The 23,831-nt window shown below is 69.9% G+C and carries 22 protein-coding genes; 7 read left to right on the top strand and 15 right to left on the bottom strand.

Going from position 1 to position 23,831, the window contains the following annotated elements; all coding sequences use genetic code 11:
* Positions 1-5: 5 nt before the first annotated feature.
* From tatA to ASG73_RS11635, 3 genes are all read right to left on the bottom strand, one after another.
* Positions 6-269 (bottom strand): Sec-independent protein translocase subunit TatA, encoded by a 264-nt coding sequence (gene tatA, locus ASG73_RS11645; protein WP_235499440.1) that lies wholly within the window; start codon positions 267-269, stop codon positions 6-8.
* An 87-nt stretch (positions 270-356) separates the two neighbouring features.
* The gene (locus ASG73_RS11640) at positions 357-1,319 is read right to left on the bottom strand and encodes a helix-turn-helix transcriptional regulator (protein WP_055995149.1); all 963 of its coding nucleotides are present in this window, start codon (positions 1,317-1,319) and stop codon (positions 357-359) included.
* Positions 1,316-2,305 carry a helix-turn-helix transcriptional regulator gene (locus ASG73_RS11635; RefSeq protein WP_055995146.1) on the bottom strand — a complete coding sequence of 330 codons (990 nt, stop codon included), beginning with the start codon at positions 2,303-2,305 and terminating at the stop codon, positions 1,316-1,318. The genes ASG73_RS11640 and ASG73_RS11635 overlap by 4 nt, the downstream gene beginning before the upstream one ends.
* 38 nt (positions 2,306-2,343) lie before the next feature.
* Between ASG73_RS11635 and ASG73_RS11630 the strand changes: the two genes are divergently transcribed.
* Positions 2,344-3,447 carry a DUF3866 family protein gene (locus ASG73_RS11630; protein WP_055995144.1) on the top strand — a complete coding sequence of 368 codons (1,104 nt, stop codon included), beginning with the start codon at positions 2,344-2,346 and terminating at the stop codon, positions 3,445-3,447.
* Positions 3,448-3,529: 82 nt separating this feature from the next.
* Here ASG73_RS11630 and ASG73_RS11625 read toward each other — a convergent pair whose 3' ends face one another.
* From ASG73_RS11625 to dop, 7 genes are all read right to left on the bottom strand, one after another.
* Positions 3,530-3,916, bottom strand: coding sequence for an FKBP-type peptidyl-prolyl cis-trans isomerase (locus ASG73_RS11625; protein ID WP_055995141.1), 387 nt, complete (start codon positions 3,914-3,916; stop codon positions 3,530-3,532).
* A gap of 72 nt (positions 3,917-3,988) precedes the next feature.
* Positions 3,989-5,023 carry an FKBP-type peptidyl-prolyl cis-trans isomerase gene (locus tag ASG73_RS11620; RefSeq protein ID WP_055995138.1) on the bottom strand — a complete coding sequence of 345 codons (1,035 nt, stop codon included), beginning with the start codon at positions 5,021-5,023 and terminating at the stop codon, positions 3,989-3,991.
* A 70-nt stretch (positions 5,024-5,093) separates the two neighbouring features.
* Positions 5,094-6,482: a Pup--protein ligase gene (pafA, locus tag ASG73_RS11615; protein WP_055995135.1), complete on the bottom strand. Its 1,389-nt coding sequence runs from the start codon at positions 6,480-6,482 to the stop codon at positions 5,094-5,096.
* 9 nt (positions 6,483-6,491) lie between these two features.
* On the bottom strand, positions 6,492-7,187 hold the full coding sequence (prcA, locus tag ASG73_RS11610; protein ID WP_082567197.1) for a proteasome subunit alpha: 696 nt from the start codon (positions 7,185-7,187) through the stop codon (positions 6,492-6,494).
* Positions 7,184-8,008 carry a proteasome subunit beta gene (prcB, locus tag ASG73_RS11605; protein WP_055995131.1) on the bottom strand — a complete coding sequence of 275 codons (825 nt, stop codon included), beginning with the start codon at positions 8,006-8,008 and terminating at the stop codon, positions 7,184-7,186. The genes prcA and prcB overlap by 4 nt, the downstream gene beginning before the upstream one ends.
* Positions 8,005-8,202, bottom strand: coding sequence for a ubiquitin-like protein Pup (locus tag ASG73_RS11600; RefSeq protein WP_055995128.1), 198 nt, complete (start codon positions 8,200-8,202; stop codon positions 8,005-8,007). The genes prcB and ASG73_RS11600 overlap by 4 nt, the downstream gene beginning before the upstream one ends.
* Before the next feature lie 33 nt (positions 8,203-8,235).
* Entirely contained in the window at positions 8,236-9,732 is a 1,497-nt protein-coding gene (dop, locus tag ASG73_RS11595) for a depupylase/deamidase Dop (RefSeq protein ID WP_055995125.1), read from the bottom strand.
* A 114-nt stretch (positions 9,733-9,846) separates the two neighbouring features.
* On the opposite strand from dop, the gene ASG73_RS11590 reads away from it, so the two are divergent.
* Genes ASG73_RS11590 through ASG73_RS11580 form a run of 3 tightly spaced genes read left to right on the top strand, consistent with a single transcriptional unit; the run spans position 9,847 to position 12,396 of the window.
* Positions 9,847-10,800 (top strand): alpha/beta hydrolase, encoded by a 954-nt coding sequence (locus tag ASG73_RS11590; RefSeq protein ID WP_055995122.1) that lies wholly within the window; start codon positions 9,847-9,849, stop codon positions 10,798-10,800.
* On the top strand, positions 10,800-11,804 hold the full coding sequence (locus tag ASG73_RS11585) for an alpha/beta hydrolase (RefSeq protein WP_055995119.1): 1,005 nt from the start codon (positions 10,800-10,802) through the stop codon (positions 11,802-11,804). The genes ASG73_RS11590 and ASG73_RS11585 overlap by 1 nt, the downstream gene beginning before the upstream one ends.
* The gene (locus ASG73_RS11580; protein ID WP_235499439.1) at positions 11,797-12,396 is read left to right on the top strand and encodes a DUF3054 domain-containing protein; all 600 of its coding nucleotides are present in this window, start codon (positions 11,797-11,799) and stop codon (positions 12,394-12,396) included. Before ASG73_RS11585 ends, ASG73_RS11580 begins: the two co-directional genes overlap by 8 nt.
* Here ASG73_RS11580 and arc read toward each other — a convergent pair.
* From arc to ASG73_RS11565, 3 genes are read right to left on the bottom strand one after another with little or no spacing between them, the layout of a single operon-like run.
* Complete coding sequence (gene arc, locus ASG73_RS11575) at positions 12,393-14,054, bottom strand: proteasome ATPase (RefSeq protein WP_156466264.1); 1,662 nt, start codon at positions 14,052-14,054, stop codon at positions 12,393-12,395. The genes ASG73_RS11580 and arc overlap by 4 nt on opposite strands.
* Before the next feature lie 59 nt (positions 14,055-14,113).
* Positions 14,114-15,136, bottom strand: a complete 1,023-nt coding sequence (locus ASG73_RS11570) for a tRNA (adenine-N1)-methyltransferase (protein ID WP_055995116.1) — start codon at positions 15,134-15,136, stop codon at positions 14,114-14,116.
* A gap of 11 nt (positions 15,137-15,147) precedes the next feature.
* Entirely contained in the window at positions 15,148-16,257 is a 1,110-nt protein-coding gene (locus tag ASG73_RS11565) for a site-2 protease family protein (RefSeq protein WP_055995113.1), read from the bottom strand.
* A gap of 36 nt (positions 16,258-16,293) precedes the next feature.
* Between ASG73_RS11565 and metH the strand changes: the two genes are divergently transcribed.
* Together metH and ASG73_RS11555 are read left to right on the top strand one after the other, a co-directional pair.
* Positions 16,294-20,055, top strand: a complete 3,762-nt coding sequence (gene metH / locus ASG73_RS11560; RefSeq protein WP_055995110.1) for a methionine synthase — start codon at positions 16,294-16,296, stop codon at positions 20,053-20,055.
* Positions 20,052-20,909 (top strand): RecB family exonuclease, encoded by an 858-nt coding sequence (locus ASG73_RS11555; RefSeq protein WP_055995107.1) that lies wholly within the window; start codon positions 20,052-20,054, stop codon positions 20,907-20,909. The genes metH and ASG73_RS11555 overlap by 4 nt, the downstream gene beginning before the upstream one ends.
* A gap of 42 nt (positions 20,910-20,951) precedes the next feature.
* Here the strand turns inward: ASG73_RS11555 and ASG73_RS11550 are convergent, their stop codons facing one another.
* Positions 20,952-21,602 (bottom strand): HAD family hydrolase, encoded by a 651-nt coding sequence (locus tag ASG73_RS11550; RefSeq protein ID WP_156466291.1) that lies wholly within the window; start codon positions 21,600-21,602, stop codon positions 20,952-20,954.
* Between the two features lie 95 nt (positions 21,603-21,697).
* Between ASG73_RS11550 and ASG73_RS11545 the strand changes: the two genes are divergently transcribed.
* On the top strand, positions 21,698-22,555 hold the full coding sequence (locus tag ASG73_RS11545) for a PAC2 family protein (RefSeq protein ID WP_055996017.1): 858 nt from the start codon (positions 21,698-21,700) through the stop codon (positions 22,553-22,555).
* Between the two features lie 32 nt (positions 22,556-22,587).
* On the opposite strand, the gene mshC is transcribed toward ASG73_RS11545, so the two are convergent.
* The gene (gene mshC / locus ASG73_RS11540) at positions 22,588-23,829 is read right to left on the bottom strand and encodes a cysteine--1-D-myo-inosityl 2-amino-2-deoxy-alpha-D-glucopyranoside ligase (protein ID WP_055995101.1); all 1,242 of its coding nucleotides are present in this window, start codon (positions 23,827-23,829) and stop codon (positions 22,588-22,590) included.
* Between the last annotated feature and the right edge of the window lie 2 nt (positions 23,830-23,831).

Below are 23,831 nucleotides of genomic sequence, written 5' to 3'. Positions count from 1 at the left end.
CGGGCTCAGGCAACCGGGCCGGACTGGTCGTCCGTGCGGGGCCTGGCCTCGTCGATGGCGTTGCCATCGGTGGTCGGCGTGGTGCTCGTGGGCGCCGTGCCGGTCTCGCGAGACTTCTTGGCCTCCTCGCGCTGGCGGTCCTCTTCCTTCATCTCGTTGACCTCGGACTTGAAGACGCGAGCGGACTTGCCGACGCTGCGCGCGGCATCCGGGAGCTTCTTGAAGCCGAAGAGGAGCAGGATGACGACGAGGATGAGGATGATTTCCATGGGGCCCAGATTGGGCATGGCAGAACCTTTCGGATGGCGACCAACGAATTCAGTGTATGCCTCGTCCCTGAGCGTCAGGGACAACGCTCAGGGCGTGCCGTATGCCGACAGTGCCTCCGTCGCGTGGGTGGCCATGGCGTCGCGCAGGGACGCGGGGCCGGTGACCTCGACGGATCCCCCCAACCGCAGCACCAGGCGGCGCAGGAAGCCCTCGTTGCTCGTGGGCAGGGTGACGACAAGGTCTTCGCCGGATGTTTCCCGAGATGTCACCGGGTAGTACTCCGCGACCCAGTGGGCAGCCGGGCTGAGCCGCAGCGTGACGGGCACGTCGGCCGCGCCCTGCTGGTAGGCGCCGGCGCTGAGGTCACGGCGGGCCACGCCCTCGGGGGGCGTCGACGCCTCGTCGAGGACCTCGACCTGCTCGATCCGGTCCACGCGGAAGAGGCGCACGTCCTGCGCCCGGTGGCACCAGCCCTCGAGGTACCAGTGGCCCTCGACGTGGGCCAGCCGCATCGGGTCGACATCGCGCTCGGTGCGCTCGTCCCGGCTCGGGACGACATAGCTCAGGTGCACGCGACGGGCGGCCGCCAAGGCGTCACGCAGCATCGCGGTCGTCTGCCCCACCCGGGTGTCGTCCTCGACGACGACCACGCGGTCCATCCCCGGGATGGACCCGGTGGCCTCCCCGAGCTTGGTCAGAGCCCGCTCGACGGCGCTGCTCTCCCCCGCCCCGCTCGCGGCGAGCGAGCGCAGCCCGACGATCAGCGAGATCGCCTCGTCGACGCTCAGGCGCAGCGGCCGAGCGATCGCGTCGGCGTTGGTCACGAAGATGCGTCCGCCCTCGTAGCTGGCCTCGATCATCTCGTCGGGCAGCTGCCCGTAGCCGCACATGAAGAGCAGGTCGAGGTCCGCGACGAGCTGCGCCTCGGTGATGCCCAGGCCGGCTGCGGCCTCCTCGATCTCGATGCCCTGACGGCTGACGAGCCACGGGACCATCGTGAGCAGACGCTGGACGCGGCTCGTGGCGGACTCCACGCTCGTACGACTCATCGGACGCTCCCTTCGTGCTCCTCGACGACGGCCCGCAGCCGGTCGATGACCGCGTCCCGAAGCTCGGCGGGTTCCTCCACGACCACGTCGGGGCCGTGGCTGGCGATCTCGCTGGCGAAGGCGTGCAGACCGGAGTGCTGCAGGTGCACCCGGTCCCACTGCTCGTCGACCGGCTCGACCAGGTCGGCGCGCCGGCGCAGCCAGTGACCGGCGTCGGTGCGCACGCGCAGCACGGCCGGAGTCCGTGTGGGCTCCCGGCCGTCGATCGCGGCGATCATCCGCACGGGGTCGATGTCGTCGGGGATCGCCGCCGTGATCGGGTCACGTGTCACCGTCACGGCCGTGGTGATGCGCGAGAGCCGGAAGACGCGGGTGGCCTCGCGGTCGAGATCGTGCCCGACGAGGTACCAGCGACCGTGCCAGGCGGTGAGGTACCAGGGCTCGACCCGGCGGGGCGCGGCGCCGTCGGTCCCGGGGCGGGCGTAGTCGAAGCGCACCGACGTCCCCGACAGGACAGCGTCCTTGAGCGGCTCGAAGGCTGGCTCCGCGCCACCCAGCTGCGGCTCGAGACCGACGAAGGGGTCCTCCCCCACCTCGTCGTTCGCAGCCACCTTGCGCCAGGCGGTCGCCGCGGTGCCGGCCATCGTCGCGTGCGCCCAGGCGCGGCTGGCGAGGCCGACGACGGCCCGCTCGTCCGCGGCGAGCTCGACGGGCGGCAGCGCGTACTCGCGCTGGTCGATGCGATAGCCCTGCTCGTCCTCGAAGACCCCGATGTCCTCGGTGACGAGCGGGATGCCCATCGCGCGCAGGTCCTCCTTGTCGCGCTCGAACATCCGGTCGAAGGCCTCGTCCGACTCGACGAGCTGGTAGGCCTCGACCATGCGTCGGATCCGCTGCTTGGGTACCGGGATCCGCGACGAGAGCAGGCTCATCGTCAGGTTGAGCAGGCGCTCGGTCTTCGCGGCGGGCGTGTTGGGTGCAGCCACATCGCTCCCTTCGTCACGCTGAGGCTAACCTGCCGGACATGATCCACTGGCGCAGCGGCACGGTCCGCGAGATCACCGGCTCGCGTCCGGGGGCCCTGCGCCTGCGCGTCGAGGTCGAAGGGAGCGACACCCCCGCCCTTGCCCTCACCGGTCTCGTGGGCTCGCCCCGGGTCGGCGACACCGTCCTGCTCAACATCTCGGCCCTGCGCCGGCGGCTCGGCACCGGTGGCCACGCGCTCGTCGTGGGCAACACCTCACAGCTGCCGGCGGACCCGCCCGAGTCCCCCGGCCACATCGTCAAGGCGCGCTACACGCCGCTGCAGGAGATGGTCCTGGCCCTCGAGGAGCAGGAGTCCCCGCACCACGAGGCGATGCGTGACCACCCCGACATCGCCGCTGGCGACCTGCACGGGATGCCGGTCGTCGTCGCGGAGCTGCACTCCTCCCTTCCCGCAGTGCTCGCCGGGATCCGCTCCGTCGCACCCGAGGCCCGCGTGGCGTACGTGATGACGGACTCGGCGGCCCTCCCCTTCGCCCTGTCGGACAGCGCCGCCCAGCTCGTCGCCGCAGGGTGGCTGGCCACGACGATCACGGCCGGGCAGGCCTTCGGCGGGGAGCACGAGGCGATCACCGTCCACTCGGCCCTGCTCGCCGCGCGGCATGTCCTGGGGTGCGATCTCGCGGTCGTCGCCCAGGGTCCCGGCAATGCCGGGTCGTCGACGACGTGGGGGTGGTCGGGGCTGTCCACCGGCGACGCGCTCAACGCCGTCCACGTGCTGCGGGGGCACGGCATCGCGGTCCCGCGCGTGTCGAGCAGCGACCCCCGCCCGCGGCACCTCGGGCTGTCCCACCACACCGCCACGGTGCTCTCGCGCACGCTCCTCGGAGCCGCGGACGTCGTCGTGCCGGACGGCGATCAGCAGCCGTGGCCGCGCGTGCGTGACGAGGTCGCGGCCGCGGTGCAGGGAGCTGCGGGCTCCCCCCGGCTGGTGACCCTGCCCGCCGACGAGGTCGCCGAGGCACTGTCGAGCAGCCCGGTCCCCCTCGCGAGCATGGGCAGGGCCGCGGCGGAGGACATGACGCCCTTCCTCACCGCGGCCCTGGCCGGCCGCCACGCGGCCTCCCTGCTCGCATTGCCCTAGGGCAATGTCAGTTCTGCTTGCATTGCCCTAGGGCAATGCAAATCTTGCGTGCATTGCCATAGGGCAATGCAGGTCTCGAGGGTCAGCCGACCTGCACGAGGTCGACGACGAAGATCAGCGTCTCGCCGCCCTTGATGGCTGCGCCCGCGCCAGCGTCGCCGTAGCCCAGGTGCGGCGGGATGGTGATCTTGCGACGACCACCCTCCTTCATGCCGAGCAGGCCGTCGTCCCAGCCCTTGATGACCTGACCGATGCCGGCGGTGAAGCCGAGCGGGGCGCCGCGGTTCCACGAGGCGTCGAACTCCTCGCCGGTCGAGTGAGCGACACCGACGTAGTGGGCCTGGATGGGCGACCCGGGGGTCACCTCGGCGCCGTCACCGACGGTGATGTCCTCGACGACGAGCTCGGTGGGAGCATCGCCCTCGGGGAAGTCGATCTCGGGCTTGGTGGTGCTGGGGTCAAAAGGCATGCGTCTCTCCTGTGGTTGGGATGGCCCTTCGAGACGCTTGCTGCGCAAGCTCCTCGGGGACCGTCGAGGATGTCAGTTGGCGGCGAGGATGTCGATGACGAAGACCAGGTCCGTGTTGGGCTTGATGCTCCCGTCGGGCGAACCCTTCTTGCCGTAACCGACCTTGGAGGGTGCGACGAGGACCAGCCGGTCACCGACGTGGGCGCCCTTGACGGCCTTCTGCCAGGCCTCGATGGTGCCCGGCTGACCGACGACGAAGGGGAAGGGTTGGCCGTCCTTCTTGAAGGACGTGTCGAACATCGTGCCGTCCTTCAGGCGCACGCCGGTGTAGCTGGCGTAGACCTGATCGCCGGTCTTGATCTCCTTGCCCTTGCCCGCGATGAGCTTCTCGGTCACGAGCTTCTTGGGCTTCGCGACGCCCTCGGTGCTGATGTCCGCCGGGGCGTCGTCGTGGAACTTCACCTTCGGCATGCCCTTCTTGGGCGGCACGGGGGTGCCCTCGGCCTTGTCGGGGAGGACCCCGCGCACGTCGTAGACGAGCACGAGGTTGTCCTTGCCGTCGACGCCGTACTGAGGCGCGCCCTGCTCGCCGAAGAGGTCCTCGGGAGGCATCACGGCGACGCCGTGCGCGCCGATCTTCTGGCCCTTGAGCGACTTCACCAGACCGGGCAGCGAGCCCTCGTTGCCCAGGGTGAGGACGATCGGTGAGGACGAGTAGGTCTCCGAGCCCTGGATCAGCTTGCCGTCCTTGCCGGAGAACATCGCCAGATCAACCTCGACGAAGGCATCGTCGGGCAGTGTCTTGCCCTGGCCCTTGTCCAGGACCGTGCGGGTCGTCTGCGACACCGACAGCGGCTTGTCCTTGAGCTTGATCGAGGGGGCCTTCTTGCCCTTGCCCTCCACGATCTTGATGCTGTCGACCTGCTTGGCGTCCGCCGGCTTCGGGTCGGCCAGAGTCATGGGCGACGCGGACGGGGACGCCGACGCCTTGCTCTTCGCGTCACTCGTGGGGTCGGACCCGGAATCGCCGCCGCACGCGCTCAGCGCGAGCATCGCGGCAACGGACGCCGCGGCGGCAGCGGTCAGACGGGTGGCCTTCTTCGGCACGATCTACCTCGATGGTTCGGGGACACGATTGCCGGATCACCCTAACCACGGAGTCTGGGCGTCACCTGACTCAGGGTCCGGTGGGGGTGCGTCGGGCCGAGAGGATCTCCATCAGCCGGTCGACCCGCTCGTCCACGGCAGCGAAGGGGTCCTTGCACAGGACGGTGCGCTGCGCCTCGTCGTTGATCTTCAGGTGCACCCAGTCGACCGTGACGTCCCGCCCGTACTCGCGGGCCGTGCGGACGAACTCGCCACGCAGCCGGGCGCGGGTCGTCTGCGGTGGGGTGTCGACGGCCGCAGCGATGTCGTCGTCGGTCACGACCCGCGCGATCCGGCCCGCCCGCTGGAGCACGTGGTGGACGCCGCGACGGCGGTCGATGTCGTGGTAGGCAAGATCGAGCTGAGCCAGGCGCGGGTCGGCGATGTCGAGACCGTGCTTGGCGGCGTAGGCGTCGAGCAGGCGGTACTTGATGACCCAGTCGATCTCGGTGCCGACCGCCGCCAGGTCGTCGGTGGCTATCGCGTCGAGGGTGCGCTCCCACAGGTCGAGCACCTGCACGCTCACGGGGTCGTCGATGCCCTCGCGGGCCGCGTAGTCCTTGGCCCGACTCAGGTACTCCCCCTGGATCTCCAGGGCGCTCATCCGGCGTCCGTCGGCGAGCTTGACCGTGGTGCGACCGGTCCGGTCGAGGCTGATGTCGCGGATCGCCCGGATCGGGTTGTCCAGGGCCATGTCCGGCAGGGCCACGCCGTCCTCGAGCATGCGCAGCACGAGGTGGGCCGAGCCCACCTTGAGCAGCGTGGTGGTCTCGGTCATCGTCGAGTCGCCGACGATGACGTGCATGCGGCGGTAGTGCTCGGCGTCGGCGTGCGGCTCGTCGCGCGTGTTGATGATGGGCCGCGAGCGGGTCGTCGCCGAGGAGACGCCCTCCCAGATGTGGTCGGCCCGCTGGCTGACCGAGAACTGCTTTCCGCGCCCGCTCGCCATGAGCTTGCCCGTGCCCGCGATCAGCTGCCGGGTGATGAGGAAGGGCAGGAGTCGCTCGGTCACCTGACCGAAGTCGGACGTGCGCGCGACGAGGAAGTTCTCGTGGCAGCCGTAGGAGTTGCCCGCTGAGTCGACGTTGTTCTTGAAGACATAGATCTCGCCCGCGACCCCGTCCTCCGTCAGGCGGGCCTGCGCATCGTCGACGAGGTCCTGGACGATCAGCTCGCCCGCCCGGTCGTGCGCGATGAGGGTCACGAGGTCGTCGCACTCTGCGGTCGCGTACTCGGGGTGGCTCCCGACGTCGAGGTACAGACGAGAGCCGTTGGGCAGGAAGACATTGCTCGAGCGGCCCCACGTCACGACCTTGCGGAAGAGATAGCGCGCCACCTCGTCCGGCGTCAGCCGTCGTTGGCCGTCGGAGACAGCGGTGATGCCGAACTCGGTCTCGATCCCGAAGATGCGTCGTTCCACGTCTGCAGGCTATCCGTCGTCGCGAAGGGGGGTGGTGATCCGACGAAAGCAGCGTCGGGTGCGGCGTCGCTCCAGCACAGCCATCTCGAGGGACTCGTCGGCGATGCGCTCGGCCGGGTCGCCCCCTTCGGCCGGGAGGGAGAGTACGTCCACCGCCAGCGCGAAGGCGTCCTGCAGGTCCATCCCCGGACGCCAGCGCTCACCGAGCGCCTCGTTGAGTCTCGCGCTGTCGCCACCGACCGCCACCCAGCCGTGCTCGTCGGCGACCGACCCGTCGTAGGTGAGCCGGTAGATGCGGTCGTCCGCGATGACCGCGCCCACCTCGGCGACGACGATCTCGACCTCGTAGGGCTTCTGGTCCTGGGTGAAGACCGTGCCGAGGGTCTGCGCGTAGGCATTGGCCAACCCGCGGGCTGTCACGTCGGAGCGGTCGTAGGAGTAGCCGCGCAGGTCGGCGTAGCGGATCCCGGCGACGCGCAGGTTCTCGAACTCGTTGTACTTGCCGACCCCCGCGAAGGCGATCCGGTCGTAGATCTCGCCGATCTTGTTCAGCGACCGGCTGCTCGGGTTGTCGGCGACGAGCAGGATGCCCTCGTCGTAGCCGAGGACGACGACGGAGCGACCGCGGGCGATGCCGGCGCGGGCGAAGTCGGCCCGATCGGCCATGACCTGCTCGGGTGAGACGTAGAAGGGGGGTTGGGTCACCGCGTGCTCCTGCCGTCGCGCCGGTCGGCGAGGATCGTGGCGACGATGCTCTCGCACTCGGCCTCGTCGACGAAGGTCACGCCGGACGCGTCGACGACGCCCACCATCGGCCAGATACGGCGGTGCACGTCGGGGCCACCGGTGGCCGAGTCGTCGTCGGCGGCGTCGTAGAGGGCCTCCAGTGCGACCCGGATCGCGCTGGAGCGGTCGACGTCGGGCTGCCAGAGCTTCTTGAGCGCGCCGCGGGCGAAGAGGGAGCCCGACCCGATGCTGTGGTGCTCCTGCTCCTCGTAGCAGCCACCGGTCACGTCATAGGAAAAGATGCGACCCGAGGCCCGGCTGGCGTCGTACCCACCGAGGACGGGCAGGACCGAGAGGCCTTGCATGGCCAGCCCGAGGTTGCCGCGCAGCATCGCGGCGAGGCGGTTGGACTTGCCCTCGAGGGACATCAGGGTGCCCTCGACCTTGTCGTAGTGCTCGAGCTCGACCTGGAAGAGGCGGACCATCTCGATGGCCGGGCCGGCCGCGCCGGCGATGCCGACGAGGCTGTGATCGTCCGCGGCGAAGACCTTGCGCATGTCGCGGTTGGCGATGAGGCTGCCCATCGTCGCCCGTCGATCCCCCGCCATGACGAGCCCGCCGGAGCAGACCAGGGTGACGATCGTCGTGCCGTGCGGGGCGTCGAGCATCGGCGTCGCCGGCACTGCGCGCCCACCGGGCAGCAGGTGCGGGTCGTGCTGGCTCACGAACTCCGTGAAGGACGAGCCGCCGGTGGCGAGGAAGGCCGCCGGCAGTCGTCCCTGCTCGGGGTCACGGCTCACTGACCACCCTTTTGCACGAAGCCCTTGACGAACTCCTCGGCGTTGGACTCCAGGACTCCGTCGATCTCGTCGAGCACCGAGTCGATGTCCTCGTCACGGGCGGCGTTGCTCGCGCCCACCTGCCCGAAGCCGTCCTCGGGCTGGGCGTCGTCGCCACCACCGCTGGACTGGGGTCGGATCTGCTCCTGCGCCATCGCTGCTCCTATCGGTAGGGGTCTGCCCCGAGCCTATGCCCCGAGGGCCGCCACGAGGTCGTCGATGTCGCCCGCAGACACGAGTGCCTCGGTCGCCTCGCGGCCGAAGGCCAGCGGGTCGAGCATGGACAGTCGGGCGACGCGACCGGCTCGCGGCAGACGCAGCACGACCGAGTCCCACGAGGCGGAGATGACCTGGGGTCCGAAGGCCTCGACGATGCGGCCACGCAGCCAGGCGCGGGTGTCTGCGGGCGGGGTGGCCACGGCGGCCATCACGTCCTCGTCGGAGGTGAGTCGCGTGATCCGTCCGCCCGCCTCGAGCTTGTGGAAGATGCCCTTGGCCGGGCGGACGTCCGACCACTGGATGTCGATCGCGCGCAGCCGGTTGTCGTCCCACGCAAGATCGTCGCGGTCCCGGTAGCGCTGCAGGAGAGCGAGCTTGGCGACCCAGTCGATGTCGGCCGCCGCATCCATCGGGTCGCCGGCGAGCAGTCCGACAAGCCGCTCCCAGTGGTGCAGGACCTCGTCGGTGGCGGGGTCGCTCCCTTCGCGCTCGACGAAGGCGGTCGCCATCTCGAGGTACTCGGTGAGGATCTGGACTGCGGTGAGATCGCGGCCGTCGCGCAGCCGCACGCTCGCCCGGCAGGTGGGGTCGTGGGAGATGACCTTGAGCGACTCGACGGGGTACAGGAGCGACAGGTCCCGGTCGATCGCGCCGGCCTCGATCAGGCGCAGGACGAGCGAGGTCGAGCCGAGCTTGACGAGGTTGGCGACATCCGCCTGGTTGGCGTCGCCGATGATCACGTGCAGCCGCCGCCACCTGTCGGGGTCGGCGTGCGGCTCGTCGCGGGTGTTGATGATCGGCCGCTTGAAGGTCGTCTCCAACCCGACCTCGGCCTCGAAGAAGTCACTACGAGAGGCGATCTGGTAGCCGTCCCGCTCGCTCTCCTGCCCGATGCCGACGCGCCCGGCACCACACATCACCTGGCGCGCGACGAAGAAGGGAGTGAGGCCCGAGACGATGCGGTCGAAGGGGGTCGCCCGGCTCACGAGGTAGTTCTCGTGGGTCCCGTACGACGCACCCTTGCCGTCGGTGTTGTTCTTGTAGAGGTTGATCCCCGGCTCGCGCTGCGCCAGCCGCGCGACGATCTCGCGCATGACGAGCTCGCCGGCGCGGTCCCACACGATCGCGTCGCGCGGAGAGGTCACCTCCGGCGACGAGTACTCCGGGTGCGCGTGGTCGACGTAGAGGCGGGCGCCGTTGGCGAGGACGACATTGGCCAAGGACGGGTCCTCGGCATCGGTCAGCTGGGAGATGTGGGCCCGCGCCCGCGGCATCTCGAACCCTCGCGCGTCGACCAGCGGGTGCTCGTCGCTGTAGTCCCAGGCGCCGTGGCCCGCCCGCAGCCCGTGCGCGCGGGCGTAGGCCGTCACGACCTCCCCCGACGCCGCCATCGGGTTGGCCCAGGGCTGCCCCGGCACCGCGATCCCGTACTCCGTCTCGATGCCCATGACCCGACGCACGCTCATGCCCTCAGCCTAGGTCGCGCGGTGGAGGGGGACGCGCGGGCCATTCATCGGCGCGTACACCTCCACCCGGAGGTGGGTGCGACATGCTGGAATGGGGCCGTGACGAGACCTTGGATGCCATGGCGCACGCGCCTGCTCGACCGACTCACCCGGTCGGCGGCAATCGCGGAGGAGATGACGCCCGCTGAGCTGTCCCGGATGCGCGGCAACATGCCGATGCGACGGCCGTACACGTGGGTCCTGGGCACGCCCACCCCTGGTGTCACGTCGACCTCACGACGGATCACCGCGCGCGACGGGTACGAGCTCAAGGTCCGGGTGCACCGGCCGGAGGGCGCGAGCGGCCCCATACCGCTGCTCGTGCACTTCCACGGTGGCGGCTTCGTCATCGGCAACATCGGCATCTACGACCCGTGGTGCACAGCGGTCGCGGCACGGGCGCAGGTCGTCGTCGTCACCGTCGCCTACCGGATGGCCCCCGAGCACCGTGCTCCCCTGGCCGTCAACGACTGCCTCGACGCGACCCACTGGGCCATCGAGCACGCCACCGAGCTGGGCGCCCGCGCCGACTCCGTCGGGGTCACCGGTGACTCGGCTGGCGGCAACCTGGCAGCCGCGGTGGCCCAGCAGCTGCGCGACGCCGGTTTCGCCGGACTGCGACACCAGGCCCTGATCTACCCGGCGCCCGACCTCACCGAGCGCGAGGTCGAGGCGCTCCAGGAGGCCGACCGACGTTTCGTCCTGCTGACGCCGGACATGATGCGTTCCTTCCGCAGCCTCTACCTCGGCGACGAGGGCGACGACCGCGACCCGCTCCTCTCCCCTGCCCTCGGCGAGCTCGCCGGTCTCCCACCGGCGCTCGTCCAGACCGCCGAGCACGACCCCCTTCGTCCTGACGGGTTGGCCTATGCCGCGGCCCTGCAGGACGCCGGCGTCGAGGTGCGCGCGACGACCTATCGCGGCGCGCCGCACGGCTTCATCTCCTTCCCGGGGTTCGCCCCGGCCGCCCACGCGGCACTCGACGAGCTCGTCGCCGAAGTCACCCACCACCTGCACCAGGAGTCCTGATGAAGCGCCCCTACCCCGGTCTGTCGCCGCTCCTCGGCGTGCTCACCACCTACCTCGACAACGGCGGTCGTGGGTCGATCCTCGACGCGACGCACGAGGACATCCTCGAGGCGCGGGCCAAGGTCTTCCCGACCTCGCCCCCCTTCTCCTGGATCACCGGCCGCGTCTCGCCGCGGGTGACGATCGACGAAGGGAGCGCGCCGGCACGTGATGGGGCGAGCATCCCCCTTCGCTGGTACACACCGGTGACGCGAAGGGCGGGACGTCCGGTCGTCGTCTACCTCCACGGCGGTGGGTGGGTGCAGGGCAACACCCCGATGTACGACCCGCTGTGCACCCACCTGGCGGCCGAGCTCGACGCACTCGTCGTGAGCGTGGACTACCGGATGGCACCGGAGCACCGGGCGCCCGTCGCGGCCCACGACGCCGTCGACGTGACCCGGTGGCTGCACGAGGAGCCTCAGCGCGGCGCCGACGCCACCCGGATCGCGCTCTGCGGCGACTCGGCCGGTGGCAACCTGTCGGCGGTCGTCGCGCAACAGCTGCGGGACCTGCGAACGGTCGACGGCGAGCCGGTCATCCGCCACCAGGCGCTGATCTACCCCGCGACCGACCTCACGCTGGCCTCGCCCTCGATCGACGAGCACGCCGAGGGCGCGATCCTCTCCAAGGCGAAGGTCCTCGCCTTCCGCGCCCACTACCTCGGCGAGCAGCCGGACGCGGTCCGGGCCGACGACCCGATCGTCTCCCCGCTCTTCGGCGACGCCACCGGCGTGGCCCCGGCCCTCGTCCAGACCGCCGACCTCGACCCGATCCGCGACGACGGGCTGCGCTACGCCGAGGTGCTGCGGGCAGCGGGCGTCGAGGTGCGTGCCACCAACTACGTCGGGCTGCCGCACGGGTTCGCCAGCTTCCCCGGGGTGGCGCGCTCCGGTGCCCAGAGCCGCCACGAGCTCGTCACCGAGATCCGTCGACACCTGCTCGGGAGCACCCCCGGTGCGTGAGCGGGACGAGCGCCTGGGCTCGCCGGGCCGGCGCACGGCCCTGGCCGCAGGTCTCGACGTGCTCGTCGTGGCCGTCTTCACCCTCATCGGGCGACGCACCCACGCGGAGCCGCTGGACCCCGCCGGCTGGTGGGACACGGCCTGGCCCTTCATGGCCGGCCTGGCCATCGGGTGGACCGTCGTCGCCTTGTCGAGCCGCGCCTGGCCGACGCGGCTGTGGCACGGGGTGACCGTGTGGATCGCCACGGTCTTCGGCGGGATGGCGCTGCGCGACATGGTCGGCCAGGGGACGGCGCTCCCCTTCGTCATCGTCGCGACGATCTTCCTCGGCGCGACGCTCGTCGGGTGGCGGCTCCTGGTGTGGGCCGTCGACCGTCGTCGTCCGGAGCCGGCCCGCCCGAACGGGACCGGACGCGGACGTGTGCACCCACCGATGGAGCACACCGAGGTGGGTGACCCCTTGGGGCTGGAGGAGCTCACCGGACCTCGCGAGGCCGCCCCCGGACGGGGCGTGGTGCCGCCCGCAGACCGGGAGAGGATCGCCGGCGAGCTGGGTGTCCGGCAGCCGCGCACCCCCGAGGACGAGTCCTAGAGGTACTGGCCGGTCCGTGATCCGGTGTCGATCGAGCGGCCGGGCTCGGTGCCCCCGGTCTTGCCGCCGATGAGCGTGCGGATGTAGACGATCCGCTCGCCCTTCTTGCCCGAGATCCTCGCCCAGTCGTCGGGGTTGGTCGTGTTGGGCAGGTCCTCGTTCTCCTTGAACTCCGCGATGCACGCGTCGAGGACGTGGCCGACGCGGACACCTTCGATGCCCGTGGTGAGGAAGTCCTTGATCGCAGCCTTCTTGGAGCGGTCGACGATGTTCTGGATCATCGCGCCGGAGTTGAAGTCCTTGAAGTACAGGACCTCCTTGTCGCCACCCTGGTAGGTGACCTCGAGGAACTGGTTGGCATCCGACTCCGCGTACATGTGCTCCACCGCGGCGTCGATCATGCCCTGGACCGTGGCCTGACGATCGCCGTCGTGCTCCTCGAGGTCCTCGGGGTGCAGCGGCAGGTCGGCGGTGAGGTACTTGCTGAAGATGTCGCGCGCACCCTCGGCGTCCGGCCGCTCGATCTTGATCTTCACGTCGAGCCGGCCGGGGCGCAGGATCGCGGGGTCGATCATGTCCTCGCGATTGGTCGCGCCGATGACGATGACATTGTCCAGGCCCTCGACGCCGTCGATCTCGGCGAGCAGCTGCGGCACGATCGTCGTCTCGACGTCGGACGAGACGCCGGACCCACGGGTGCGGAAGAGGCTGTCCATCTCGTCGAAGAAGACGACCACGGGGGTGCCGTCGCTCGACTTCTCGCGGGCACGGTGGAAGATCAGCCGGATGTGCCGCTCGGTCTCGCCGACGTACTTGTTGAGCAGCTCCGGGCCCTTGATGTTGAGGAAGTACGCCGTCGCGCTCTCCTGTCCCGTGCGCTCGGCGACCTTGCGCGCCAGCGATGCCGCGACGGCCTTGGCGATCATCGTCTTGCCGTTGCCGGGAGGACCGTAGAGCAGGACCCCCTTCGGCGCCTTGAGCTGGTGACGCTCGTAGAGGTCTGCGTGCAGGTAGGGCAGCTCGACACTGTCGCGGATCGCCTCGATCTGCGCGCTGAGCCCACCGATGTCGTCGTAGTCGAGGTCAGGGACCTCCTCGAGGACGAGGTCGGCGACCTCTGCCCGAGGGATCCGCTCGACCGCGATGTTGCTGCGCTGGTCGACGAGCACGGCATCGCCGACACGGACCTGCTTGCCGGTGACGCGGCTGCCGCGGCGCACGACCCGCTCCTCGTCCTGGCGCATGATCACGAGCAGGCGGTCCTCGTCGAGGACCTCCTTGACGACCACGACCTCGCCGGCGACGTCCTCGGCGTGGACGGAGACAACATTCATCGCCTCGTTGAGTCGCACCTCGCGACCGACGCCGAGCTCGCCCGGCTCGACTGCCGGGGAGACGGCCACGTGCATCTTGCGTCCGCCGGAGAGCACGTCGACCGTGTTGTCGCTCTCGTGGACGTCGACGATCACCGCATACGACGAAGGGGGCTGGGCCAGACGCTCGATCTCCTCACGAAGGGAGACGATCTGCTGCCGGGCGTCCTTGAGCGTGCGCACGAGGCGCTCGTTCTGGGAGGCCACGGTCGACATCTGCGACTGCTGGTGCGTCAGCTTGTCCTGCAGTGCCCGCACGTCCTGGGGGGTGGGGTCGGTGGTCATGGACGTGTGCTCCCTTCCCGCCGTGGTGACGGCGCTCCCTGCAAGTCTCTCGCGTCTGCTCAGCGTGGGCTCGGTGGGACCACTCCGCGAGTCAGCTTGCGCATCTTCTTCTCCGACGCGGTCCGCTCGCCCAGCGCCTCGGGAGTCCACTCTGCGTCGTCGGCCCCCGGTGCCGGCTCGACCTGGGGGGCCTCGGTCTCGCTGCCCTCCTCCTGCGCCGCGTACCCCTTGCCCGGGCGACGCTTGCGCACCGGCGGGGTGGTGTCGGGTGCCAGGCGGCGGGTGGTGATGAGGAACCCGGTGTGGCCGTGCATCCGGTGCTGCGGACGGACGGCCAGGCCCTCGAGGTGCCAGCCGCGCAGGAGGGTCTCGAAGGCCTCGGGCTCGGTGAAGGTCCCGAAGTCGCGCATCGCCTCGGCGACCTTGCTCAGCTGGGTCGCCGTGGCGACGTAGCAGATGAGGACCCCGCCGGGCACGAGCGCATCAGCGACGACCTCGAGGCACTCCCAGGGGGCGAGCATGTCGAGGACGACGCGGTCGACCGTGCCGGGCTCGACAGCGCTGGGCAAGGACTCGACGAGATCCCCCACGGTGACGGTCCACGCCGGGTGGTGCTCACCGAAGAAGGCCTGCGCATTGGCCTTGGCGATCTCTGCGAAGTCGGCGCGCCGCTCGAAGGAGTGCACCGAGCCGGTGTCCCCCACGGCCCGCAGCAGCGACATCGACAGGGCCCCGGAGCCCACGCCGGCCTCGACGACGCTCGCGCCGGGGAAGACATCGGCCATGGTGACGATCTGGCCGGCGTCCTTGGGGTAGACGACCGCCGCCCCGCGCGGCATCGACATGACGTAGTCGGACAGCAGCGGACGCAGCGCGAGGTACTCGCTCCCCGACGTGTGGGTGATCGTGGATCCGTCGGGCGCACCGATGAGGTCGTCGTGCTTGATGTGGCCCCGGTGGGTGTGGAACTCCTTGCCCGGAGTCAGGGAGATGGTGTGCAGCCGCCCCTTGGGGTCGGTCAGCTGGACGCGGTCCCCTTCACGGAAGGGGCCGCGACGGTAGGCAGATCCGGTGGCGCTCATGGGGGCCAAGTCTAGGTGCGCGCGAGTGCCGCGTTGACCCGCTCGACCCGCACGATGCCCCGCAGCACTCCCCCTTCGCTCACGGCGACGATCCGCGAGCGTGACTGCTGGAAGGCGTTGACCAGCTCGATGGCCTCGCGCCCCGGGGTGAGGTCGACGGCCCAGCCGTCGGGTGCACCGGCCACGACGGCCGAGACCGGGGTGGACTCGATCGCGTGGACGGGGACGCTGCGCAGGGCGTCGTTGTCGATGAGACCGAGCGGCGTCCCGGCTGCGTCGACGACGACGGGCAGGGCGCGAAGGGAGGTCAGCTCGCTGACGGGACGATCGTGGGCGATGCCCGCGGCCGGCTCGAGCAACGACTGCACGTCCAGACCCGAGAGGGTCCCGAGGGTCTTGCCGTGCCGGATGGCCTGGGTGGCCCCCGACCAGAGGAAGGACGCGACGAGCACGGTCCACAGCACGGTGGACATGTTGGGTGACTTGCCCTGCAGGAGTGGGACCCCGACGACGGCCATGACGATGACGATGACCATGCCCCGGCCCAGGTACCCGGCGATGACCCGGGCTCGCCCCTGGTCCTTGGTGATCCCCCACACAACCGACTCGACGATCTGGCCGCCGTCCAGCGGGAGTCCGGGGAGCATGTTGAGCACGGCCAGGGCGCCGTTGACGAAGGCGATGCCGCCCAGGACCATCGCCGGGACTCCGACACCGAGCACCGTGGAGATCACGAGGCAGACGATGGCGATCACGGCATTGGTGAGCGGGCCGACGACCGCGATCGCGGCGGAGGTCATCGGGGTGGCTCGCGAGGCCTCGAAGGCCGTGTGCCCGCCCCACAGGTCAGCAACGACGCGGTGGACGGTGTGACCGAAGGACTTGGCGGTCACTGCGTGAGCCGCCTCATGGGCCAGGACACTCACCAGGAGTGCGAGGGCGTAGATCACCGCGACCGAGTAGCCGATGGTCGTGCCGTGGACCTGCGCGGTGGACGGCCCGACGAGGAAGACGATCAGGCCACCCATGAGCAACCAGGACCAGCCGAGGTAGACCGGCACGGAGCCGATCGTGGCCAGACGGATGCCGCGAGGGGGGTGGTCGTCCGGAGGGGCTGCCATGGACCTGACCTTAGGCGAGAGACCTTGGTGGGGATAATGAAGGCGCACTCCGCCCCCTTCGACAGGATCTTCACGGTGACTGACACCGATCTGCGCCCCGACGCCACCGACCAGCTGAGGGAGACGCTGAGCCAGCGCATCCTCCTCATGGACGGCGGCATGGGGACCATGATCCAGCGTCAGGGGTTGTCGGAGCCCGACTTCCGCGGGGAGCGCTTCGCCGACTGGCCCAGTGACCTGCAGGGCAACAACGACCTGCTCTGCCTCACCCAGCCCGAGATCATCACGGACCTGCACCGGCAGTACCTCGAGGCCGGCGCCGAGCTGATCGAGACCAACACCTTCAACGCGCAACGCGTCTCCATGGCCGACTACGGCATGCAGGACCTGGCGCGGGAGATCAACGTCGCCGCCGCCCGTCTGGCCCGCCAGGCCGCTGACGAGTTCACCGCTCGTGACCCGCAGCGCCCCCGCTGGGTCATGGGGGCGTTGGGCCCGACGGTGCGCACCGCGTCGATCTCCCCCGACGTCAACGACCCGGCGATCCGCAACATCACCTTCGACCAGCTCGTCGAGGCCTACCTCGAGCAGGCCAGCGGCCTCGTCGAGGGTGGCGTCGACATCCTGCTCGTCGAGACGATCTTCGACACGCTCAACGCCAAGGCGGCGATCTTCGCCCTCGAGACGCTCTTCGAGCAGCACGGCCGGCGCTGGCCCGTCATCATCTCGGGCACGATCACGGATGCCTCCGGGCGCACGCTGACCGGGCAGACCACCGAGGCCTTCTGGAACTCCATCCGTCATGCCCAGCCCCTGGCCGTGGGCCTGAACTGCGCTCTCGGCGCCGAGGAGCTGCGCCAGTACATCGTCGAGCTCGGCCGTGTCGCCGACACCTACATCTCGGCCTACCCCAACGCCGGCCTGCCCAATGCCTTCGGCGAGTACGACCAGGACCCGGCCTACATGGCCACTCTCGTGGCCGAGTTCGCCACCTCCGGACTGGTCAACCTCGTCGGCGGCTGCTGTGGCACCACGCCCGAGCACATCGCCGAGATCGCGAAGGGGGTGGGCTCGGCCGCCCCGCACGTCCCGGTCGAGGTCGCTCCCGCACTGCGACTGTCGGGTCTGGAGCCCTTCAACGTCACGCCCGACTCGCTCTTCGTCAACGTCGGCGAGCGGACCAATGTCACCGGTTCGGCGAAGTTCCGCAAGCTCATCGAGGCCAACGACTACCCCGCCGCCCTCGCCGTCGCCGCCCAGCAGGTCGAGAGCGGCGCGCAGATCATCGACATCAACATGGACGAGGGCATGCTCGACGGCGTCGCCGCCATGGGCACCTTCGTCAACCTCGTCGGCTCCGAGCCGGACATCTCCCGCGTGCCGCTGATGATCGACTCCTCCAAGTGGGAGGTCATCGAGACCGGGCTCAAGCGCACCCAGGGCAAGGCGATCGTCAACTCGATCTCCATGAAGGAGGGCGTCGAGCCCTTCATCGAGCAGGCCCGCCTGTGCCGCAAGTACGGCGCAGCGATCGTCGTCATGGGCTTCGACGAGGACGGCCAGGCCGACAACCTGCAGCGGCGCAAGGAGATCGCCCAGCGGGCGTACACGATCCTCACCGAGGAGGTCGGGTTCCCCGCCGAGGACATCGTCTTCGACCCCAACATCTTCGCGCTGGCCACCGGTATCGAGGAGCACGCCGAGTACGGCACGGACTACATCGAGGGTGTGCGCTGGATCAAGGACAACCTGCCGGGCGTGCTCGTCTCCGGCGGCGTCTCCAATGTCTCCTTCAGCTTCCGCGGCAACAACCCGGTGCGGGAGGCGATCCACGCCGTCTTCCTCTACCACGCGATCAGCGCGGGGATGGACATGGGGATCGTCAACGCCGGCGCCCTCGTCCCCTACGACACGATCGATGCCGACCTGCGTGAGCGCATCGAGGACGTCGTCCTCAACCGGCGGGAGGACTCCACCGAACGGCTCCTCGAGATCGCGGAGGACCACCGCGGTAACGGTGCCAAGGCAGAGGTCGCCACCGAGGAGTGGCGCGAGCTCCCCCTTCGCGAGCGGATCACGCACTCCTTGGTCAAGGGCATCGACACGTGGGTCGTCGAGGACACCGAGTCGCTGCGCGTCGAGATCGAGCAGGCCGGAGGCCAGCCGATCGAGGTGATCGAGGGCCCGCTGATGGACGGCATGGGCGTCGTCGGCGATCTCTTCGGTGCCGGCAAGATGTTCCTCCCGCAGGTCGTGAAGTCCGCCCGAGTGATGAAGAAGGCTGTCGCGCACCTCATCCCGTACATCGAGGCCGCCAAGAAGCCGGGCGATGTCTCCACCTCCAACGGCCTGATCGTCATGGCGACGGTCAAGGGGGATGTGCACGACATCGGCAAGAACATCGTCGGCGTGGTCCTCCAGTGCAACAACTACGACGTCATCGACCTGGGCGTCATGGTCCCGACACAAAAGATCCTCGAGACGGCCCGCGAGCACGACGCCGACGTCATCGGCCTGTCCGGGCTCATCACCCCCTCGCTCGACGAGATGGTCGGCGTGGCCTCCGAGATGCAGCGTCAGGGCTTCGACATCCCGCTGCTCATCGGCGGCGCGACGACCTCACGCGCCCACACCGCGGTCAAGGTCGACCAGCAGTACGACGGGCCGGTGGTCTGGGTCAAGGACGCCTCGCGCTCCGTCCCGGTCGTCAGCCAGCTGCTCAGCGAGACGGGCAAGACCAAGCTGCTCGACGAGGTGGCGGCCGACTACGAGGCCCTGCGCACGCGGCACGCCTCCAAGAACAACGACCGCCCGATGCTCACCTACGAGCAGGCGCAGGAGGCGCGCACCCCGATCGACTGGGGCGCGCAGCAGCCGCACCTGGCCGGCGTGACGCCGACGCGTGAGGTGTTCGAGGACTACGACCTGGCCGTGCTGCGCGAGTACTTCGACTGGCAGCCCTTCTTCAACGCGTGGGAGCTCAAGGGCTCCTTCCCGGACATCCTCAACAACCCGGCCACGGGTGAGGTCGCCCGCAAGCTCTACGACGAGGCCCAGGAGATGCTCGACCAGATCATCGAGCACAAGTGGCTGACGGCGAAGGGGGTCATCGGCCTCTTCCCCGCAAACGCCGTGGGCGACGACATCGAGATCTACACCGATGAGTCACGGTCCGAGGTGGCGCACACGCTGCACATGCTGCGTCAGCAGGGCAAGCACCGCGCGGGTGTGCCCAACCGCAGCCTCGCGGACTTCGTCGCGCCCAAGGACACCGGCGTCAAGGACTGGATCGGCGCCTTCGCAGTCACCGGTGGCATCGGCGCCGCTGACAAGATCATGGAGTTCAAGGCCGACAACGACGACTACAACGCGATCCTTCTCGAGGCACTGGCCGATCGCTTCGCCGAGGCCTTCGCCGAGCATCTCCACGAGCGCGTCCGCACGGAGTTCTGGGGTTATGCGCCCGACGAGTCGCTCGGCAACAAGGAGCTGATCAAGGAGGCCTACGACGGCATCCGCCCGGCGCCCGGCTACCCGGCCTGCCCCGACCACACGGAGAAGAAGACCCTGTGGTCGCTGCTCGACGTCGACGAGATCGGCATCGAGCTCACCGACGGGATGGCGATGTGGCCGGGAGCGGCCGTCTCCGGCTGGTACCTCGGGCACCCGGACAGCCAGTACTTCGTCGTGGGTCGCCTGGCCAAGGACCAGGTCGAGGACTACGCCGCCCGCAAGGGGTGGACGATGCGAGAGGCCGAGCGCTGGCTCGGACCCAATCTCGGTTACGCCCCCGAGTGAGGGCCGCGCTCTCCCCCTCACGGGCTGCTGACTTCAAGCAGTGCCCGCTGAAGTTTCGCTTCCGCACGATCGACCGCCTCGAGGAGGCACCGTCACCGGCGGCAGCTCGCGGGACGCTCGTGCACGCCGTGCTCGAGGAGATCTTCGAGCTGCCCGCGGCCGAGCGCACGCCCGAGGCAGCGCGGGCACTCGTGCCGGGTCAGTGGGCCGCACTGGTCGCCGAGCGGCCCGAGCTGGCGGAGATGCTGGCCGACGATGCCTCGCTCAGCGAGGAGTCGTGGTTTGCCGCTGCCGAGAAGCTCGTCGACCGATGGTTCACCCTCGAGGATCCGTCGAGACTCGAGCCCTCTCAACGTGAGGTCAAGGTAGAGACCGAGGTCGACGGGCTGGTCCTGCGCGGCATCATCGACCGGCTGGACGTCGCCCCCACCGGGGAGGTGCGCGTCGTCGACTACAAGACGGGGCGCACGCCGGCTGCCGGCTTCGAGGGCAAGGCGCTCTTCCAGATGAAGTTCTACGGCCTCGTCATCTGGCGCCGCACCGGCCGGGTCCCGGATCTGCTGCAGCTGGTCTACCTCAAGGACGGAACGGTCATCCGCTATGTCCCTGACGAGGCCGACCTGCTGGCGCTGGAGCGCAATGTCCGCGCGGTGTGGGCAGCGATCGAGCAGGCGGTGGCGGCACGCGACTTCCGTCCCAACCCGACGAAGCTGTGCGGGTGGTGCGACTTCAAGGCGCTCTGCCCCGCCTTCGGCGGGACTCCCCCGGAGCTGCCCGAGACGATCGAGATCATCACCCCCGAGGCCCGGGTGACCGCCGAAGCCGGCACTCCCCCTTCCTCTGCATTGCCCTAGGGCAATGCACGGCCCTCCCACGTACCGTTCGTCTGCATTGCCCTAGGGCAATGCAGACGTGGGTTCGTGCGCGCCGGTGGCGAGTGGGACGAGGTCGAAGGGGGTGACCCCCACCAGCGTGGTCAGCGGCACCGCGCCGTCGATGGCCGGGACCTCGACGACGTGCGGGACGGCCAGGGTCGGCACGCCTGCGGCGACGGCCGAGCGGACACCCGTCGGCGAGTCCTCGATGGCGACGCAGGCGGCGGGCTCGACGCCCAGCTGGGCAGCAGCCGTCAGGTACGGCTCAGGGTGCGGCTTGCCGTGGGTGACGAGGTCACCCGAGACCACGAGACCGAAGGAGCCGGGGTCGGTCGCGTCGACGACGGCCTGCGCCAGGTCCGTCCACGACATCGTCACCAGCGCCGAGGGGATGTCCGCCTCGCGGCAGGCGGCCAGCAGCTCGCGGGCCCCGGGTCGCCACGGCACCTCGTCGGCGATCTGCTCGATGACCCGCGACTGGAGCCGGTGGACGACCTCCTCAGGAGTGAGGTCGACCGGTGAGTGATCGAGGATGAACTGTGCCGAGACGAGCAACGGGTTGCCGACGAGCTGGATGGCCAGGTCGTGGGTCCAAGTCCCCCCGAACTCCTCGACGAGCTCGTGCTCGGCACGCATCCAGTAGGGCTCCGTGTCGACGAGGGTGCCGTCCATGTCCCACAGGACGGCTGCCGGCAGATCGCGCGACTTCGGCGCGGGGCTCACAGTGCTCACAAGGCCACACGGTAGCCCGACGTAGGCTGGTGGGTGTGATCGAGATCGAGGACCTGCCCGAGCTGCACGACCCCGTGATGATCTGTGCCTTCGAGGGCTGGAACGACGCCGGCGAGGCCGCCTCACGGGTCATCGAGCACCTGGGCGACCTCTGGGACGCCGAGACCGTGGCTGCAGTCGATCCCGAGGACTACTACGACTTCCAGGTCACCCGACCCCGGGTCATCAACCAGGGCCAGGGGCGTGGCCTCCACTGGAACACCACCCGCATCCTGCTCGCCTCGCCCGACAGCCTGGGTCGGGACGTGCTCCTCGTGACGGGGATCGAGCCCTCCTTCCGCTGGCGGGCCTTCACGGCCGAGATCCTCGACCTCGCGGCCTCCCACGGCGTGACGACGGTGATCACTCTGGGGGCCCTGCTGGCCGATGTCGCCCACACGCGGCCGATCCCCGTCACCTGCTCCAGCGAGGACGAGGCCACCGCCTACCGTCACGAGCTCGAGCCGGCGCGCTACGAGGGCCCCACCGGCATCACCGGCGTGGTCGCGGACGGGGCGGTGCAGGCCGAGATGATCTCGATCTCCGCCTGGGCGGCCGTTCCGCACTATGCCTCGCAGGTCCCCTGCCCCAAGGCATCGCTCGCCCTGCTCGTCCAGCTCGAGGACCTCCTCGACACGGTCATCGAGCACGGCGAGCTCGAGGACGAGACCCGTGCCTGGGAGCGCGGAGTCGATGAGCTCGCCAGCACCGACGAGGACGTCGCCGAGTACGTCTCCGCGCTCGAGAGCGCGCAGGACACCTCTGAGCTGCCCGAGGCCAGTGGCGACGCGATCGCCAAGGAGTTCGAGCGCTACCTGCGCCGCCGAGGCGGCGACACCGCTGGCCCCACCTGACCCGCCGACGAGTGCCGGGCCGGGTCAGCGCCTCAGAGGCGGATGCCCAGCAGCGCGTCGATCGCCCGGGCGAGCTCGCCGGGTGCTGAGCGCACGTCGCCACCAGAGCTGAGCGACCGCTCCGCCCACGCATCGACGGCCGCCAGCGCCGTCGGGGTGTCGAGGTCATCGGCCAGCGCAGCGCGCACTGCGGCGACAGCCTCACTCGCGTCAGGGCCGCCGTCGGTCGACAGCCCAGAGCGCCAGCGCGCGAGTCGCTCCTGCGCCGTCGTCAGGTCGGCGTCGGTCCACTCCCACTCACCGCGGTAGTGGTGCGCCAGCAGCACGAGCCGGATCGCCATCGGGTCCACGCCCTGGCCGCGCAGCGTCGAGACGCGCACGAGGTTGCCCTTGGACTTGCTCATCTTCTCGCCGTCGTAGGCGACCATCGCCTGGTGCGTCGTGTGCGCCGCGAAGGGCCGTTCCCCCGTGAGCGCCTCGGCCTGCACGACCGACATCTCGTGATGGGGGAAGACGAGGTCGGTGCCGCCGCCCTGCACGTCGATGCGGTCACCGAGGTGCTCCATCGCGATCGCCGTGCACTCGATGTGCCAACCGGGTCGGCCACGGCCGAGCGCGCCTGCGTCCCAAGCGGGCTCGCCGTCACGCTCACCGCGCCACAGCATCGGGTCGAGAGGGTCGCGCTTGCCGGTGCGCTGCGGGTCTCCGCCTCGCTCGGCAGAGAACTCGAGCATGGTCTCGCGGCTGAGGTGGCTCAGCTCCCCGAGGCCTCCTGCTGCGGCCAGGTCGAGATAGGTGTCACGGATCCCGTCCTCGACGACCTCGTAGGTGACACCACGGTCGACGAGCCCCTGCACGGCGTCGATGATCACGGGCATCGACTCCATGACACCCATGAAGTGCTCCGGCGGGATCACGCCGAGCGCGGTCATGTCCTCGAGGAAGAGGGCGATCTGGTCCTGGCCCAGGTCCCGCCAGTCGACGCCGTCGCGAGCGGCGCGCTCGAAGAGCGGGTCGTCGACATCGGTGACATTTTGCACGTAGGTGACCGCTCGGCCGCCGTCCCGCAGCGCGCGGCCCACGAGGTCGAAGGTCACATAGGTCGCAGCATGGCCCATGTGGGTGGTGTCGTAGGGCGTCACGCCACAGACGTAGAGGCGGGCGGGGTCGGCAGCCTCGACCGGTGCCACCTCACCGCGCGCCACATCATGCAGGCGAAGGGAGATGGGCTCTCCGGGGATGACGGGAAGGTTGGGGGTCGGCCAGGCTCTCACGC

The organism is Janibacter sp. Soil728 (assembly GCF_001428305.1).
Classification (GTDB): Bacteria; Actinomycetota; Actinomycetes; order Actinomycetales; family Dermatophilaceae; genus Janibacter.
The sequence above is the reverse complement of the archived record's forward strand: the minus strand, read 5'-3'. Positions and strand labels throughout refer to the sequence as shown.